We start from the raw sequence: 17073 nt of genomic DNA, 5'->3' as shown, positions 1-17073 counted from the left end.
CTTCGACGAAAGTGAGTACGGCGTGTCCTCTTCCCTGCTCGAGACCCAGGATCGCTACGAGTCCGTCGCCCGCGGCAGGCTCGACCGGCTCCGCGCCGTCGGCGAGTACCGGACGTTCGCGAACATCAATCGCCGTGCGGGCGCCTTCCCCGCCGCCGCGGTCGGCGCCGACGGGTCGGGCGATCCCGACGTGGTGGTCTGGTGCAGCAACGACTACCTCGCGATGGCGCAGCACCCGGAGGTCATCGCGGCTGCCCAGGCCGCGCTCGCCGAGTACGGCGTGGGCGCCGGCGGGTCCCGGAACATCGGCGGCACCAACCGCGAGACCATCGCGCTGGAGTCCGTGCTGGGCGAGTGGTTCGGCAAGGAGCGCGCGCTGGTGTTCCCCACCGGCTACGGCTCGAACGACGCCACCATCGAGGCGCTCAGCCTGGTCTACCCGGAGCTGGAGATCTTCAGTGACGAGCTCAACCACGCCTCGATCATCGCCGGGGTGCGGCGCAATCGGAACGCGCGGCACGTCTTCCGCCACAACGATATCGGGCATCTGCGCGAGCAGCTCCGTGCCGCCGACCCGCGCGTGCCGAAGCTGGTGGTCTTCGAGTCCGTCTACTCCATGGACGGCGACGTCGCGCCGATCGCCGAGATCCTCGCCGTCGCGAAGGAGCACGGCGCCCTCACCTTCCTCGACGAGGTGCACGCGATCGGGATGTACGGGCCGCAGGGCCGCGGCATCGCCGCCTCGCTGGGCCTGCTCGACCAGATCGACGTCGTGCAGGGCACGCTCGCCAAATCGATCGGCGTCATCGGCGGCTTCATCGCGGGCCGGGACTGGCTGATCGACGCGATCCGGTCCTTCGCCCCGGGGTTCATCTTCACCACGGCGCTCCCGCCCGCGACGTGCGTCGCCGCGCGGCGCAGCGTCGAGATCGTGCGCGGCGCCGACGACCTGCGGGCCGATCTGCAGGCGAAGACCGAGCTGCTGCGGCAGCGGTTCCGGGCGCACGGGATCACGGTGATGCCCGGCTCGACCACGCACATCCTGCCGGTGCGGGTCGGAGACGCGCTCCTGTGCACCCGTGCCGCGCGGAAGCTGTTCGACGAGTACCGGATCTACGTCCAGCCGATCAACCCACCGACCGTGCCCGCCGGGACCAGTCGCTTCCGGATCAACGCCACGCCGGCGCACACCTACGATCACATCGAGCACCTCGCGACCGCGCTCGGAACAGTCCTCCGCGACGTGGGGATCGGATGAGCACCGCGGGTCTCCTCGCCGTCCGCGCCCTCGCGCCGGGCGACGCGGACGCCGTCGTCGGGCTGCGGGAGCAACTGTTCGCGTCCGACCCGGACGCGCACTGGGCGGCCGGCGCCGAGGACTGGCGGCCGCACTACCGCGCCCAGCTCGACGACGAGCTCCGGGGCGTGCACGCCGACACCCGCACGCTGGTGGCCACGGTCGACGACGCCGTGGTGGGGACGCTCACGGCGATCGTGGACCGGCACCTCGCGGGACCCGCGGCCCCGACGGGCCGATCCGGCTGGATCCAGGGCGTCTTCGTCGCGCCGGCGGCGCGGGGCCGCGGCCTCGCCGGGCGGCTGACCGCGGCGGCGGAGGAGTGGCTGCGGGGTAGGGGAGCGCGCACCGTCGCGCTGGCGTCGACCCCGGCGGCCGAGAGCCTCTACCGGGGCCGCGGGTACATCGAGGACGGCGAGACCCACTTCCGGAAGGAGTTGCGATGACCCGGGCCGACCTGTTCGGCACCGGGTACGAGGGCACCAGGCTCCGCGAGGCGCTGCACGCCGCCGCCCGGCTCGCGGGGGCGCCGGCGGTCGAGGTCCGCGAGCACGGGCGCGACGCGGTCGGCCGGCTCGCCGCCCTCGCCGCCGGCGACCGGGCCGACGAACTGCGGGACGCCGCCTTCCTGATCAACGCCGTCAACGACGACCAACACGATGTGATCCTCGATCTGCTCACCGCCGCACCGGGGTTCGTGGTCAGTGAGAAGCCGCTCGTCGCGCCGCACCAGGCCGTCGGGGCGGGCTGGGCGGCCGCGTGGGCGGAACGGGACGGCTTCGCGCTCAACACGGTCGAGCGGTACTCCGCGGCCGTCGACCACGTGCGCACACGCGTGGCCGTGGCGGACCTGCGGATCGCGCGGATCAACTTCGTCTGGGCGAAGAACCGGTTCGACGACCCGCGGCCCACCGTCGGCGTCGTGTCCGAGGTGATCCACCCGCTCGACCTCGCGATCCACCTGCTCGGCGGCAGCGCCCGTGACGTCCGGCTCCGGGCGGCCGCCGTCATCGAATCCGACTTCGCCGCAGCGGGTACCGCGCTCCCGGAGGCGGTGCAGGTGGCCTTCGAGCTGGGCGGCGCCGTGGTCACCGGATACTCCAGCTTCGGGCACCCGAGCCGCTCGCGGGTCTTCGAGATCACGGCGGTCGGCCGTGGCGGGGAGCGGGAGTACTTCGAGATCCGGTTCGACGACCCGGCGTGGGACTTCGACCGCGTCCGGCACTGGTCCACCGCGGGCAGCGTCCCGCCCGCTGTCGTGGACTTCACGCCGCCGGCCGACGGGAGTCCCACCGGCACGGCGAAACTGGTCCGATTCTGGCTAGACCTGCTCGACGGCAGGTTCGGCCGGCGGTACACCCGCTTCCCCGAGGCGGTCGCGCTGCAGCGCCTGCTGGTCGAGATCTCGGGGGCGCCGCGGTCCGCGGCGGACTACGGCGGCGGCCCGGCCCGGTCCGTCTTCGACCGGCTCGACCCCGAGAGGCTGGGGTAGGTGGGCTTCGCGGGCCGCTGTATCGGCGTCTACGACTTCGGCGGCACCGAGGTCCTCACCGCATTCGAGGACGTCAAGACCCTCGACGGCCCCGACCGGGTCGTCCTGCGCAACCGGTACTGCGGCGTCAATCCCGTCGACGTGAGCTTCCGCATCGGGCGCATGCGCGCGTACGCGGGCGACCTGACGCCGGGCCTGGTGCTCGGCATGGAGTGCGCGGGAGAGGTGGTCGCCTCGCGGACTCCTCGGCTGCCCGTCGGCACCGTCGTCAACGCGCTCACCCTTCCCGGTGCGGGTGCGCACGCGGGCAGCTACGCCGAGTACGTCGCCGTCGACGCGGGCCGGGCCGCGCCGCTGCCCTTCGGCCTCGCCGCCGACGCCGCCGCCGCGATCCCGCTCAACGGCGTCACCGCCTCGTCCATCGTCGACGGTCTCGCGTCCGCGCGCTCCGTAGCGATCACCGGCGCCGCGGGCGCGCTCGGGCGGTTCCTCGTCTCCGCCGCGAGCGCGGCCGGGCTCACCACGATCGCCCTCGCCGGCCCCGCCGATGCGCCCCTGCTGCGGCGGCTCGGCGCCGACCTGGTGCTCGACGCCGCGGCCCTCGGGGACGACGGTGCGCCGCCCGTCGACGCGATCGTCGACGCCGCCGGCCTCGGACCGGAGCTGACCGCGTGGTTCGCCCCGGTCGACACGATCGTCGCGGTGCGCGCCGACACCGTCCACACCCTCCCGCACCGCCACCGCATCGAGGCCAACGTCCGGCGGGCGACCCGTGTCGCCGAGCGTCTCGCGTGGTGGAACCGGCGGGTGCTGCGCCGCCCCGAGATCGTGGGCCCCATCGAACGGTTCGTACCGGACCGGGTGGCGGAGGCGCAGGAGCGCCTGGCCACCCGGCACCGCCGCGGCAGGGTGGTGCTGCGCTGGTGGGACTGCGCCCCCGTCGAGCGGACCGCGCGCACGCCGTCGCGTTCGTCACAGCTCGCCCTGGCGCGGCACCGGGACGGCGAATGACACGCGTGTAACACTGGTCCCATGTCATCGCTGGGCCGAATCGGAACGTTGCTCGTGGCCGGCGCCGTGGCGGCGGGGACCGTCGTGGCGGCACCGTCGGCCCTGCCCCCCGCACCCGCGCACGCCGACCCGGCCCCCGCGAAGTCCCGGATCACCGAGGCCGTGTGGCAGGGCGATCACCAGGTGGATCTCACGGTGTACTCCGCGGCGATGAACGACTCCATCAAGGTCCAGCTGCTGCTGGCCCGGGACTGGCACGCCGATCCCAAGGCGAAGTTCCCCACGCTGTACCTGCTCGACGGGATGCGGGCGCGCGAGGACCGCAACGGCTGGCTGCTGGAGACGAACGTCGCCGACTTCTACCGCGACAAGAACGTCACCGTCGTGCTGCCCGTCGGCGGCCAGTCCAGTTGGTACACCGACTGGAAGCGGCCGGACAACGGCAAGAACTACCGGTGGGAGACCTTCCTCGCCAAGGAGCTCCCGCCGCTGCTGCAGCAGGGCTGGCGCGCCACGGACGCGCGCGCCGCGGCCGGCGTCTCGATGGGCGGCACCGCCGCCTTCACCCTGGCCGCCCGCAACAAGGGCCTGTACCGATTCGCGGGTTCCTACTCGGGCATCCTGTCCACGAGCACGCCCGGCACCCCCGAGTCGATCGCGATCGCCATGCGCGACGCGGGCGGCTTCAACGCGGACGCCATGTACGGCCCGCCGACGGATCCCGCCTGGGCGCAGCACGATCCGCTCAAGCTGGCGGAACAGCTGCGCGGCATCAGCCTGTACTTCAGCTCCGGGAACGGATCCGGCGGCACCGGCGCGCCCACGGACCTGCAGGCGATGGCGCTCGAGGTGCTCGCCCGCTCGTCGAATCAGGCCTTCGCGATCGAGCTCAACCGGCTCGGCATCCCCGCGAACGCCCTGTATCGCCCGTCGGGCAACCACAGCTGGCCCTACTGGCAGTTCGAGAACGGTCAGGCGTGGCCGCAGGTGCAGTCGGCGCTGGGCGTCGGCAACCCGAAGCCCTGCGGCGTCGGCGGCGCGATCGGCGAGGCCGCGCCGAAGACGCCGAGCCTCGGGTCCTGCGTCACCGTCGAGTACGCGGTGCCGGGCGGCAGGGCGCAGGACTTCCGCGGCGGCCAGGTGTTCTGGTCGGCCGACACCGGCGCGCAGGTGGTGGGTGGCGCCATCGGCGGCGCCTACCTCGGCACCGGCGGGCCCGGCGGCCCGCTCGGTCATCCGACGGGGCCGGAGCAGGAACTGCCGGGGAAGAAGGGGCGGTACCAGCAGTTCCAGCGCGGCACCGTGTACTGGAGCCCGCAGACCGGCGCGCACGCGGTGCGCGGCGCCATCCGCGACAAGTACGCGGCCCTGAACTACGAGCGCTCGCCGCTCGGGCTGCCCCTGGGCGACGAGACGAAGCTGCCCGGCGGCGCCTTCCAGCGCTTCCAGGGCGGGCAGGTCTACTGGTCGCCGAAGACGCCGGCGACGGTCGTGGGCAATGGCCCGATCTTCGTCGAGTGGGGGCGCCAGGGATACGAGGGCGGACGCCTCGGCTACCCCGTCGCCGAGTCCACGCCGATCCCCGGCGGCTTCGAGCAACGCTTCGAGCGAGGTGTGATCGCGCTGGTCAACGGGGTTGCGACCGCACGCTGACGCCCGACCGGGGGTTGCTGTTCCCCGCTGCCGGTAGCCTGGGCAACGCCCACGTGCGGGACGTACTTCAAGGAGAGAAGACATGGCTGGACTTCGGGGAGCCCTCGCGGCCGCAGTGATGACGGGCGGCGTGCTGCTCGGTGCCGTCGCGTGCGGCGGCAGTTCGACGGTCGAGGCGCCCACCACCCCCGTGGAGGGCGAGCCCACGTCGTTGCCCGCGACCGCCCCCGGCTCGGCCACGGCACCGTCGGGCTACCCGGGCGCGAGCTCGGCCGCGAACACGGCCCTGACGCAGAAGGACAAGGACTTCATCGCCAAGGTGCGCGAGGACGGCGTGAAGGCTCCGGACGACGTGGTGATCAATGCCGCGCAGTTCGCGTGCGAGTACGACAAGTCGGGCCGCGACGCCAAGAACCTCGAGCCCTTCGTGGTCGGCATCCTCGGCCCGTACGACGGGGACGCGGCCGCCGGGAACGCGAAGAAGTTCATCGCCGAGGCGCGGGCCTCCTACTGCAAGAAGTGATCTCGTGACGCATCAGGAGCCGGGAAAGCCGAGCGGCGGGCGCAGGTTCTCGCCGGTGACGATCATCGTCGGCGTCGTCGTGATCGTCGCGCTCGTGCTGCTGGCGATCCTCGTGGGCACGTGGCTCCGGCCGGGCCCGGAGCTGCCGCCCGTGTCGCCCGACAGCTCGTCGTCGAGCCCCTCGGCGACGGCCGCGCGGCCCACCGCGCAGCCCGCGGATTGCCCCGACGTGCAGGTGATCTCGGTGCCCGGCACGCTGGAGTCGTCCTCGAAGGACGATCCGTACCGGCCGACGTTCAACCCGAACTCGCTGATGCTCAAGGTCACCGCGCCGCTCGCGGCGGCGCTCCCCGACTCCCGCGCCGACGTGTGGACCACGCCCTACGTCGCGCAGCTGTCGAACCCCGTCGCCATCCCGCCGGACGGGCAGGTGTCCTACGAGAAGTCGCGCACCGAGGGCTACGACAAGTCGGTCGCGCAGATGAAGAAGGTCTACGACAAGTGCAAGCTCACCGGCTTCGTGCTGATGGGCTTCTCCCAGGGCGCCGTGATCGCGGGCGACATCGCCGCCGAGATCGGCGCGGGTAAGGGCGTCATCCCCGCGGAGAACGTCCTCGGTGTGGGCCTCATCTCCGACGGTCGGCGCGAGCCGGGCGACGCCCGGACCGCGGGCCCGAACCCGCCCGGGGTGGGCGTCGAGGTGGCGTACGGCGGCTTCAGCTTCGGCAGCCTGTCGCTGCGCGGCAAGCGCGAGGGCGGCTTCGGCGCGGTCAAGGACCGTACCGTCTCGCTGTGCGGTAACCGGGACCCGATCTGCAACCAGCCCAAGGACATCTTCCAGGCGGGGAACATCGCGACCACGCTGCCCGAGCTGCAGAAGGTGCTCACCGGGAACTCGCACGCGCTGTACGCCACGACCTCCGACTGGTCGGCGAACGGGCAGACGGCCACGCAGTGGTTGCAGGCCTGGGCGCGGGGCGTGATCGACAAGGCGCCTAAGCCTCCCCACAGCTAGCCCTGGTATTCACGTAGGAATGGCAGGCACGAAGAGTCAGGGAGCGCGGAAGGCCGGGCGTGTGTTCGGCATCGCCGTCATCATCGCTGCGGTCATCGCGATCATCGTCGTGATCACACTCATCATCACGATGATCCGCAAGCCCGAGGTCACCCCGCCCGGGCCGCCGACGGGTACGCAGGCCGCGGACTGCCCGGACGTGCAGCTGATCTCGTTCCCGGGCACCTGGGAGTCGTCGGCCACGGACTCGACCGATGCGCCGACGTTCAACCCGCGCTCGTTGATGCTGCAGGTGACGAACCCGCTGGACAAGCGGTACGCCGACGCCCGCGCCGACATCTGGACCCTGAACTACGCGGCCCAGTTCCACAACCCGATCGCGGTGCCGCCGGACGGCCAGATGACCTACCAGGCGTCGCGGCAGCAGGGCACCGACCGCGCGATCGCGAAGATCACCGCGGTCAAGGACAAGTGCCCGCGCACCGGCTTCGTCTTCGTCGGCTTCTCCCAGGGCGCGACCATCGCGGGCAACATCGCCGCGCAGATCGGCGCGGGTAAGGGCCCCATCGCGGCCGAGCGGCTGCTGGGCGTGGGCCTGATCTCCGACAGCCGGCGGGTCCAGGGGCAGGGGCGGGCGATCGGCCCCGATCCCGCGGGCGAGGGCGTCGAGGTGACCTTCGCCGGGTTCAGCTTCTCGGGCGTCGACCTGCAGGGCAAGCGCGACGGCGGGTTCGGCGCCGTGAACGACAAGGTCGTCACGATCTGCGGCTCCAACGACCCGATCTGCAACCAGCCGAAGGGCGGCCTCCTGGGTCTGGCGACCGGCCTGCCGCAGGTGATCTCCACCATCACGCAGAACTCGCACGCCGCCTACGGCACGACCGCCAACTGGTCGCTCGACGGCAAGACCGCCACGCAGTGGCTCGCCGGCTGGGCCACCGGGATCATCGACAAGGCGCCGAAGACGAAGTAGCCGGCCCGCGTCGGCGGGTCCGCTGCTGGTGCGTGGCGCAGTGGAGCTGCCGCCGAGTGGGGACGACGACGGTACAGAGCCCGCACTCCGCTTGGGCAACTACCATTCGTGATATGCGAAAGCGAATCGTGGCGACGATTCTCGCGACGGCCGTGGCGCTGTCGACGAGCGCGTGCGATCCGTTGGCGCCGCCGGGGCCCGGGGAACAGGTGAACGTGATGGACGGGGACGCGGACCGCTCCGCCGTGCTGTGGCGGTCGGCCTCGTACGCGGGCCTGGCGTTCCCCGCGGGCGCCAGGACGGTCGCCGCGGCGGTGGAATCGCGGGGGTTCACCGTGAGCCACTCCTACGTCCACGCCGTGATCGGCCTCGCCGAGCTCGACACGTTCCTCCGCGACTCGGACCTGACGATGCCGGGCGCTCCCGCGGACTCGCTCACCCTGCGGCCCTGGTACGGGGAGGGCGAGAACGGGCAGCTCGTGCTCGCGGGACCGGCGTACCGCCTCAGCAAGGGCACCCGCGACGGCCTGAACTACGGCGAGTCGCTCAAGGTCTACCTGCGGACGTCCGCCGAATCGGTCGACGTCTACTACTTCCTCTCGCGGTGACCCCGCCCGGCCCTTCCCGGACCGGGCACCGTCGGGCAACCGTTAGGCTGTGCGCAACGTCAAGACCCGCACCGTCGACCAGGAGTACCCACACGTGACCACTGAGCCCCGCAAGTTCCGGTTCGCGGCCGGCGGTGCCGGCAACGCCGACGAGGGCGGCGCGCGCAAGTTCGTCAAGCTCGCGCAGGAGGCGGAGGAGCTGGGGTTCGACACCTTCGCCATCCCGGACCGGCTGGACGCGCAGGTGGGTCCGCTCGCCGCGCTGGGGGCGCTCGCGGTCAGCACGTCCTCGATCCGGCTGGCGACGTCCATGCTGTCGATGCCCTTCCGGCACCCGGCGGTGCTGGCGAAGGAACTCACCACCATCGACGTGCTCTCCAAGGGCCGCCTCGAGATCGGCCTCGGCCTCGGCGCGTTCAAGGACGACTTCGACCAGGCGGGCATCGAGTTCGAGTCCCCCGACCGTCGCTTCCAGCGCCTCGACGAGGGGCTGACGGTGCTCGACGCGCTGCTCCGCGGCCAGGAGGCCGAGTTCGAGGGCGAGGTCTTCCGGGTCAAGGAGCTCAAGGGCTACCCCCGCCCGCGCCAGGGCCCGCGCCCGCCGATCGCGATCGGCGCCGGCGCCCGCCGCACGCTGGAGCTGGCCGCCCGCCGCGCCGACGTGGTCTCCATCAACCCGCGCAGTTCGGCCGAGGGCAAGCTCAAGATCTCGGACATGTCCATGGACGCCGTGAAGAAGAAGGTCGAGATCGTGAAGGCCGCCGCGGGCGACCGCTTCGCCGACCTCGAGCTCTCCTGGTCGATCGCGACCATCGTGGTCACCGACGACCGGGAGCAGGTCGCCGACTTCGCGCTCAAGGCCATCGAGCGCGGGCTCTCGGCGAGCATCGAGATCGACAAGGAGGTGACGGTCGACGACGTGCTGGGCTCGCCCTACCTGGCGATCGGCACCTTCGACGAGATCGCGGACCAGGTCCGCGCCACCCGCGCCGCGACGGGCATGTCCTACGTCGGCGTCGTGCCCACCCAGATGGAGGCCTTCGCGCCCGTCCTGGAGCAGCTCAAGGGCGAGTGAGTCCCGTCCGTGCCCGACCTCATGGTTTTCGTCCCGCCCGGCGGTGCGCGCTACGATAGTCGGGTTTGCGGATTTTCACAGCGTGTGAACGGCCCGAACGGGTGAACATGTTGCGGATATCAAGCACTATGAGGTGGCGCACAGGCCCGCAACGGGACGTGCCCGCCACGCGATGTACCACTGTATGACTGTCAGCCACCCGGCGACGGTTACGAGGAGCGATGCATGAACAACGAGTTTGACCAGTTTCTGGATGAAGACGGCAACATCTTCTTCCGCCCCGGAACCACACTGGTCGACTTCGTCGAGCGCAACGCACGGGAGCGCGCCGACACCCTCGCGTACCGGTTCATCGACTACAGCCGCGAGCGCGACGGCGTCGTCCACGAGCTGACCTGGTCGCAGTTCGGCGCCCGCCTGCGCGCCATCGGTGCCCGGCTGCAGCACATCACCAAGCGCGAGGACCGCGTCGCCATCCTGGCCCCGCAGGGCCTCGACTACGTGACGGCCTTCTTCGGCGCCCTGTACGCGGGCAACATCGCGGTGCCGCTGTTCAGCCCGGACGAGCCGGGCCACACGGACCGCCTGCGCATCGTCCTCGAGGACTGCAAGCCCACCGCCATCCTCACGAGCTCCGGTTCCGCCGAGGCCTGCCGCAACTTCTTCCGCCACCTCCCGGCCAAGGAGCGCCCGCGCATCATCGCCGTCGACGCCATCCCGGACTCGGTCGGCTCGACCCTCAAGCCCTTCCCGATCTATCGCGACACCATCGCATACCTGCAGTACACCTCGGGCTCCACCCGGAACCCGGCCGGCGTGCAGATCACCTACGAGGCCGTCGGCACGAACGTCATCCAGATGATCCACGCGCTGGACCTCAACGAGAACTCCCGCGGCGTCACCTGGCTGCCGATGTTCCACGACATGGGCCTGCTCACCGTGATCCTGCCCGCGCTCGGGGGCAAGTTCATCACCATCATGAGCCCGTCGGCGTTCGTCCGCCGCCCCGGCCGCTGGATCAACGAGCTTGCCGCCGTCGAGGACGGCGCGGAGACCTTCGCCGCCGCCCCGAACTTCGCCTACGAGCACGCCGCCGCCCGCGGCCTGCCCAAGGAGGGCGAGACCCTCGACCTGTCGAACGTCAAGGGCCTGATCAACGGCTCCGAGCCGGTCACGGTCTCGTCGATGAAGAAGTTCAACGACGCGTTCGCGCCGTACGGGCTCTCGCCGAAGGCGATCAAGCCCTGCTTCGGCATGGCCGAGGCGACGCTGTTCGTCAGCTCGACCCCCGTCGAGAACGAGGCCCGCGTGGTCTACGTGGACCGCGACCAGCTGGCCGCCGGCACGTTCGTCGTCTCCGAGGAGGGCGCCGACGGCGCGGTCCCGCAGGTCTCCTGCGGCGACGTGGCGCTGAGTCAGTGGGCCTGCATCGTGGACCCGGCTACCGGCAAGGAGGTGCCCGACGACTCCGTGGGCGAGATCTGGCTCCACGGCATGAACATCGGTTCGGGCTACTGGCAGCGCGACGAGGAATCGCGCGAGACCTTCCAGAACTACCTGACCCCCCTCGCCGAGGGCAGCCACTCGGAGGGCGTCAAGAACCTCGAGAAGGCCAAGTGGATGCGCACGGGTGACTTCGGCGTGTACCACGACGGCGAGCTGTACATCACCGGCCGCGTCAAGGACCTGGTGATCGTCGACGGCCGAAACCACTACCCGCAGGACATCGAGTTCACGGCGCAGGAGTCCAGCAAGTACGTCCGCACGGGCTACGTGGCGGCGTTCTCGGTGCCGGCCAACGAGCTGCCGCAGGCGGTCTTCGACAACGCCCACTCGGGCCTGACCTACGACCCCACCGATCAGTCGGAGCAGCTGGTCATCGTGGCCGAGCTCGCCGCGGGCGGAGCCAAGCAGGATCAGCAGGAGATCGCCGACGCGATCCGCTCCGCGGTCGGCTCGGCGCACGGCGTGCTCGCCCGCGACGTGCTGCTGGTGCCCGGCGGCTCGCTGCCCCGCACCAGCTCGGGCAAGATCGCCCGGCGTGCGGGCCGCGCCGCCTACATCGACGGCACGCTTCGCGGCGGCTACACCCAGCAGGCGTTCCCCGACGCCGAGGCGAACAACGTCCAGTAGCGGCGCACCCCCGCTGCTCGGGGCCGCCCCGGGCCCCGCGGACACCACAACTTCATCACACGCGACTGGGTAACCCACGGTCTCGACGCGAAGGGTAGACAGAACATGGCTGAGAACGAGTACACCCCCCATGAAGGCCCGACCGGCAAGGCCCGCGAGGATCTGACCCTCGAGGAACTGCGTGCGTGGATGCGGCAGTGGATCGCGGACGCGACCAAGCAGCCGCTGGAGAACATCACCGACGACAAGTCGCTCGACGAGTTCGGCCTGGGCTCGCGCGACGCGGTCTCGATGGCCTCCGACATCGAGGACTTCACGGGCGTGCAGCTGACCGCCACCGTCGCCTTCCAGCACCCGACGATCGCCCTGCTCAGCCAGCGCATCATCGACGGTGACCCGGTGGTCTCGGACGACGACCTCGCGGCCGAGGCGGCGCAGTACGACCGCGGGGAGGAGTTCGAGGCGAACCGCGGCACGCACGACATCGCCGTCGTCGGCCTCGCCACCCGCTTCCCCAAGGCCGGTGAGACGCCCGAGTCGACGTGGGAGTTCCTCATCGGGAACGGCGACGCGACCACCGACCTTCCCGAGGACCGCTGGCTCGAGTTCAAGCAGGACCCGCGCCTGAAGGCCGTGCTCGACGAGGCGAACACCTTCGGCGGCTACCTCGACGACGTGGCCTCGTTCGACGCCGAGTTCTTTCAGATGACGCCGCGTGAGGTGGAGATGGTCGACCCGCAGCAGCGGCTCGCGCTCGAGCTCACCTGGGAGGCGCTGGAGCAGGCCAACATTCCCGCGAGTTCGGTCAAGGGCACCCGCACCGGCGTGTGGATGGGCAGCTCCGCCAACGACTACCAGATGTTGGCCGTCGCCGACCCGACGAAGGCCAACCCCTACGCGCTGACCGGCACGTCGACCTCCATCGTCGCGAACCGCGTCTCCTACTTCTACGACTTCCACGGCCCGTCGGTCGCGATCGACACCGCGTGCTCGTCGTCGCTCGTCGCGATCCACCAGGCCGTGCGGAGCCTCCGCGACGGCGAGACCGACATGGCGGTCGCCGGCGGCGTGAACATGCTCATCGTGCCCGCCGCGACGCTGGGCTTCGACAGCCTCGGCGCGCAGGCGCCGGACGGCAAGATCAAGGCCTTCAGCTCCGACGCGAACGGCATGATCCGCGCCGAGGGCGGCGGCGTGGTGCTGCTCAAGCGGCTCGCCGACGCCGAGCGCGACGGCGACGACATCCTCGGCGTGATCGCGGGTTCCGCGGTCACCTCCGACGGCAAGTCCAACGGCATCTTCGCGCCGAACCCGGAGGCGCAGGTCACCAACCTGCGGGACGCGTACATCGACGCCGGTATCGACCCGCGCACCGTCGACTACCTCGAGGCGCACGGCACCGGCACCATCCTCGGCGACCCGCTCGAGGCCGACGCCATCGGCCGTGTCCTCGGCCGCGGCCGCGAGGCCGAGAAGCCGCTGCTGCTCGGTTCGGCGAAGACCAACTTCGGCCACCTCGAGGCGGCCGCGGGCATCGCGGGCGTCGCCAAGGTGCTGCTCGGCATGCGTCACGGGCAGATCCCCGCCTCGCTGCACTTCTCGGGCCCCAACCCGTACATCCAGTTCGAGACCAACCGGCTCCTGGTCGCGGCGCGGAACACGGAGTGGCCCAAGTACTCCGGCCACCGGCTCGCGGGCGTCACCGGCAACGGATTCGGCGGCACCAACGCCCACGTCGTGATCAAGGAGTACGTCGCGCCGGAGATCGTGGACGGCGCCACGGAATCCGACGAGGCGCCGTCGGACGCGGTGCCGGAGTTCCATCCCGCCACCGCCGAGGGCGCCGCGATCCCGCTCGTGCTCACCGCCTACGTCCCGTCGCGCCGGCGGGCCGCCGCCGCGGAGCTGCTCGCGTGGCTCGAGTCGGACGAGGCGAAGGAGTACACGCTCCCCGAGATCGGCCGCACGCTCGCGAGCCGCAACCACGGCCGCGTCCGCTCCGTGGTCATGGCGAAGGACCTCGACGAGGCGATCAAGGGCTTCCGCGCGATCGCGGAGGGCAAGAACGCCCCGAACGTCATCTCCGCCAACCAGCCCGACGCGACCGGTCCGGCGTTCATCTTCTCCGGCTTCGGTAGCCATCACCGCAAGATGGCCAAGCAGCTCTACCTCGAGGACCCGGTCTTCAAGCACTACTTCGACGAGGTCAACGAGCTCATCATCGACGAGTCGGGCAACGACTACGCCGACATGATCACCGACGACGAGCAGACCTTCCACATCGAGACCGGTCAGGTGGGCATCTTCGCCATCCAGGTCGCGCTGGTCGGCCTGTTCCGTCACTACGGCATCGAACCCGGTGTGGTGCTGCCGCATTCGATGGGTGAGGCCACCGCGGCGTGGGTCACCGGCGGTCTCTCGCTGGAGGACGCGGTGCGCGTGATCTGCCAGCGCTCGCGCCTCATGGGCGAGGGCGAGGCGATGCTGCCCGAGGAGATGGAGCGCTTCATGGCGCTCGTCGAGTACAGCGCCGACGACATCGACACGGTGCTCGGTGATTACGAGGGGCTGGAGATCTGCGTCTACGCGGCGCCCACCCACACCGTGCTCGGCGGCCCCGGCAAGGTGATCGACAAGATCGTCGCCGAGACCGAGGCCAAGGGCCTCATGGCGCGCAAGCTCGTGACCCGCGGCGCCTCCCACACCTCGCAGATGGACCCGCTGCTGGGCGAGCTCCAGGCCGAGCTCATGGGCATCGAGCCGCACCCGCTGCAGTACCCGATGTACTCCACCGTGAACAAGGAGGAGTTCTACAAGGCGGGCCACGCGCCGGTGCACGACGTGGACTACTGGATCAAGGGCCTGCGGCACAGCGTCTGGTTCACCCAGGCCGTGGAGAAGGCCGTCGAGGCCGGCTACCGCACCTTCATCGAGTTCTCGCCGAACCCGATCACCCTGATCTCGGTCGCCGCGGTCACCTTCGGCTCCGGTATCCAGGACGCCGCGCTGGTGCAGACGCTCAAGCGCAAGGAGGACGAGCCCGGCACCATCATGACCGCGCTCGCCACCGTGTTCGCGCACGGCCACCACGTGGACGTCGCCGCCCTGTTCGGCCCCGGCCGCTACGCCCCGGTGCCGCGCACGAAGTTCCAGCGCAAGCACATCTGGATCCAGACCAAGCTGCCCGACGGTGGCTCGGGCATGGTGCCCGGCGCCCACGTCGCGCTGCCCGACGGCCGCCACGTGTGGCAGCTGGACGCGGGCGCGCTCACCCTGGGCGACCAGAGGCGCGTGTCCCTCGTGGACCTGGCGAAGAACGCCGCCGTCCAGGTGCTCGACGGTGCCGCCGTCACCGCGGCCGTCGAGCACGGCGAGCCCCGGGACGGGCTGACCCTGACCACGACGCTGACCCCGCATCCCGGCGGCGCGTCGATCCAGGTGCACGAGAACCTCGGCGCAGGGAGCGGAGCGAGCGGGCCGAACGGTGCTGCTTCAGGGCGCTTCCGCCTGCTCCTCGACGCCGTCGTCGTGGGCGGCGAGGCCTCCGGCACCGCCGCGGCCCCGCTCATCACCAAGGCCGCGCCCGCGGTGGAGGAGATGGACGAGCTCTCCGAGGCAGATCCTGATGGGCTCGACGCGGAGCCCGCGATCACCGTCTCCGAGGAGACCGAGGCCCCCGCGCCCGAGGGCAGCGGCGAGCGCTGGTCCCCGGACTCGGGCGAGACGGTGGAACACCGCCTGGGCCTGATCATCGCGGAGATCATGGGCTTCGAGATCGAGGACCTCCCCAAGGAGATCCCGCTGATCGACCTGGGTATGGACTCGCTCATCGCCATGCGGATCAAGAACCGCGCCGAGTACGAGTTCGACATCCCGCCGATCCAGATCCAGGCGGTGCGCGACGCGTCCTTCAACGACGTGGTGCAGTTCGTCGAGTACGCGGTGGAGCACCGCGACCAGGTGGACGCCCTGGCGGAGCATCAGTCGGGCACCGGCGAACTCGCCGACGCCGGCCAGCTCGCCGAGATGATGAAGGCCGCCAAGGCGGAGGCCGCCGCCAAGGCCGAGACCGCCGCCGCGGCCCCGGCCGACGCCCCCGCGCCCGCCCCGGCCACCGAGGCGGCACCGTCGGACGCGACGACCGGGAGCGACGCCCCCGACCTGCTCGACGGCGCGGCCGTCGCGGCGGCCGTGGGCGACGGCGTGCCCCCGCGCGACGCCGCGGAGCGCCTGACCTTCGCGACCTACGCGATCGTCGTGGGCAAGTCCCCCGGCGGCGTGTTCAACGAGCTCGACGTGCTGTCCGAGGACGTGGCGGAGAAGCTGACCGCGCGCCTGTCGGAGCGCGCCGGCGGCGAGATCGACATCGAGGACGTCATCGACTCGAAGAACATCGAGGAGATGGCGACCTACGTGGGCGCCGTCATGAACGAGGCGACTCCCGTGGACGGCTTCGTCCGCACCCTGCGCAAGCCCGAGAACACCGACCGCAGGCCGCTGTTCCTGTTCCACCCCGCGGGCGGCAACACGATGGCGTACGAGGCCCTGCTGCGCAAGCTCCCCGAGGACCTGCCGATCTACGGCTTCGAGCGCATCGAGGGCGAGATCGAGGAGCGGGTCGCCGAGTACCTCCCGAAGCTCAAGGAGATCCAGCCGGAGGGGCCGTACCGCCTCGCGGGCTGGAGCCTCGGCGGCGCCTTCGCCTACGGGCTGGCGCGCGCCCTGGAGGAGGAGGGCCGCGAGGTCGAGTACGTGGGCCTGCTCGACGTGGTCGCCCCGACGGTCCCGCTCACCGACGAGCCCGCGGAGAAGCGGGCCCGGCTGGAGCGCTGGGAGAAGTTCGCGCGCAAGAACTACGACATCGGCGACGAGATCGAGCTGCCCATGGACCGGTTGGCCGCGGCCGACGACGAGGGCCAGTTCAAGATCATCATGGAGCTGGTGCAGCTCTCCGACAAGAAGATCCCGACGTCGATGATCGAGCACCAGCGGACGTCCTTCGTGGACAACCGCATGCTCATCAAGGTGAACCCGGCGGACTACGGCCGGTTCGGCGGCACGGTGACGCTGTACCGCGCCGACCGCATGCACGACGGTGCCGTGGAGCTCGAGCCGAACTTCGCGGACATCGCGCCGGACGGCGGCTGGGGGCCGGTGGTCGAGGACCTGCGGATCGTCAAGATCGGTGGCGATCACCTGCAGATCATCGACGAGCCGTACATCGGCAAGATCGCGGCGCACATGGCGGACGAGCTCAACCGGGCCGACGGCGGCCGGTGAGCTCCGGGCAGGG

At 71.1% G+C, this 17073-nt stretch carries 12 protein-coding genes; all 12 read left to right on the top strand.

The genetic code is table 11. The features are described from left to right. Positions 1-22: 22 nt before the first annotated feature. Entirely contained in the window at positions 23-1258 is a 1236-nt protein-coding gene (gene hemA / locus ELY19_RS06535; RefSeq protein WP_227966629.1) for a 5-aminolevulinate synthase, read from the top strand. Further along, positions 1255-1743 (top strand): GNAT family N-acetyltransferase, encoded by a 489-nt coding sequence (locus tag ELY19_RS06530; RefSeq protein ID WP_126195497.1) that lies wholly within the window; start codon positions 1255-1257, stop codon positions 1741-1743. The genes hemA and ELY19_RS06530 overlap by 4 nt, the downstream gene beginning before the upstream one ends. Further along, positions 1740-2789 carry a Gfo/Idh/MocA family oxidoreductase gene (locus ELY19_RS06525; protein ID WP_126195496.1) on the top strand — a complete coding sequence of 350 codons (1050 nt, stop codon included), beginning with the start codon at positions 1740-1742 and terminating at the stop codon, positions 2787-2789. The genes ELY19_RS06530 and ELY19_RS06525 overlap by 4 nt, the downstream gene beginning before the upstream one ends. Further along, the gene (locus ELY19_RS06520) at positions 2790-3800 is read left to right on the top strand and encodes an alcohol dehydrogenase catalytic domain-containing protein (protein WP_126195495.1); all 1011 of its coding nucleotides are present in this window, start codon (positions 2790-2792) and stop codon (positions 3798-3800) included. A 21-nt stretch (positions 3801-3821) separates the two neighbouring features. Beyond that, the gene (locus ELY19_RS06515) at positions 3822-5453 is read left to right on the top strand and encodes an alpha/beta hydrolase-fold protein (RefSeq protein ID WP_126195494.1); all 1632 of its coding nucleotides are present in this window, start codon (positions 3822-3824) and stop codon (positions 5451-5453) included. 82 nt (positions 5454-5535) lie between these two features. Then, the gene (locus ELY19_RS06510) at positions 5536-5976 is read left to right on the top strand and encodes a DUF732 domain-containing protein (protein WP_126195493.1); all 441 of its coding nucleotides are present in this window, start codon (positions 5536-5538) and stop codon (positions 5974-5976) included. Positions 5977-5980: 4 nt separating this feature from the next. Next, positions 5981-6991, top strand: a complete 1011-nt coding sequence (locus tag ELY19_RS06505) for a cutinase family protein (RefSeq protein ID WP_126195492.1) — start codon at positions 5981-5983, stop codon at positions 6989-6991. A 19-nt stretch (positions 6992-7010) separates the two neighbouring features. Further along, positions 7011-7964 carry a cutinase family protein gene (locus tag ELY19_RS06500; RefSeq protein WP_126195491.1) on the top strand — a complete coding sequence of 318 codons (954 nt, stop codon included), beginning with the start codon at positions 7011-7013 and terminating at the stop codon, positions 7962-7964. 113 nt (positions 7965-8077) lie between these two features. Next, positions 8078-8572: a hypothetical protein gene (locus tag ELY19_RS06495; protein WP_126195490.1), complete on the top strand. Its 495-nt coding sequence runs from the start codon at positions 8078-8080 to the stop codon at positions 8570-8572. 49 nt (positions 8573-8621) lie between these two features. After that, positions 8622-9647 carry a TIGR03621 family F420-dependent LLM class oxidoreductase gene (locus tag ELY19_RS06490; RefSeq protein ID WP_227966627.1) on the top strand — a complete coding sequence of 342 codons (1026 nt, stop codon included), beginning with the start codon at positions 8622-8624 and terminating at the stop codon, positions 9645-9647. 225 nt (positions 9648-9872) lie between these two features. Beyond that, the gene (fadD32, locus tag ELY19_RS06485; RefSeq protein ID WP_126195489.1) at positions 9873-11780 is read left to right on the top strand and encodes a long-chain-fatty-acid--AMP ligase FadD32; all 1908 of its coding nucleotides are present in this window, start codon (positions 9873-9875) and stop codon (positions 11778-11780) included. Between the two features lie 105 nt (positions 11781-11885). Then, complete coding sequence (gene pks13 / locus ELY19_RS06480) at positions 11886-17060, top strand: polyketide synthase Pks13 (protein WP_126195488.1); 5175 nt, start codon at positions 11886-11888, stop codon at positions 17058-17060. Positions 17061-17073: the final 13 nt, after the last annotated feature.

This window comes from Tsukamurella paurometabola (genome assembly GCF_900631615.1).
In the GTDB taxonomy this organism is placed as follows: domain Bacteria; phylum Actinomycetota; class Actinomycetes; order Mycobacteriales; family Mycobacteriaceae; genus Tsukamurella; species Tsukamurella paurometabola_A.
This window is presented reverse-complemented; position numbering and strand designations above follow the sequence as displayed.

Bases quoted from the DNA above. Each gene is read 5' to 3' on its own strand.
- fadD32 (WP_126195489.1), top strand. From the start codon at position 9,873: ATGAACAACGAGTTTGACCAGTTTCTGGATGAAGACGGCAACATCTTC.
- ELY19_RS06530 (WP_126195497.1), top strand. From the start codon at position 1,255: ATGAGCACCGCGGGTCTCCTCGCCGTCCGCGCCCTCGCGCCGGGCGAC.
- pks13 (WP_126195488.1), top strand. From the start codon at position 11,886: ATGGCTGAGAACGAGTACACCCCCCATGAAGGCCCGACCGGCAAGGCC.
- ELY19_RS06510 (WP_126195493.1), top strand. From the start codon at position 5,536: ATGGCTGGACTTCGGGGAGCCCTCGCGGCCGCAGTGATGACGGGCGGC.
- ELY19_RS06500 (WP_126195491.1), top strand. From the start codon at position 7,011: ATGGCAGGCACGAAGAGTCAGGGAGCGCGGAAGGCCGGGCGTGTGTTC.
- ELY19_RS06525 (WP_126195496.1), top strand. From the start codon at position 1,740: ATGACCCGGGCCGACCTGTTCGGCACCGGGTACGAGGGCACCAGGCTC.
- ELY19_RS06495 (WP_126195490.1), top strand. From the start codon at position 8,078: ATGCGAAAGCGAATCGTGGCGACGATTCTCGCGACGGCCGTGGCGCTG.
- ELY19_RS06515 (WP_126195494.1), top strand. From the start codon at position 3,822: ATGTCATCGCTGGGCCGAATCGGAACGTTGCTCGTGGCCGGCGCCGTG.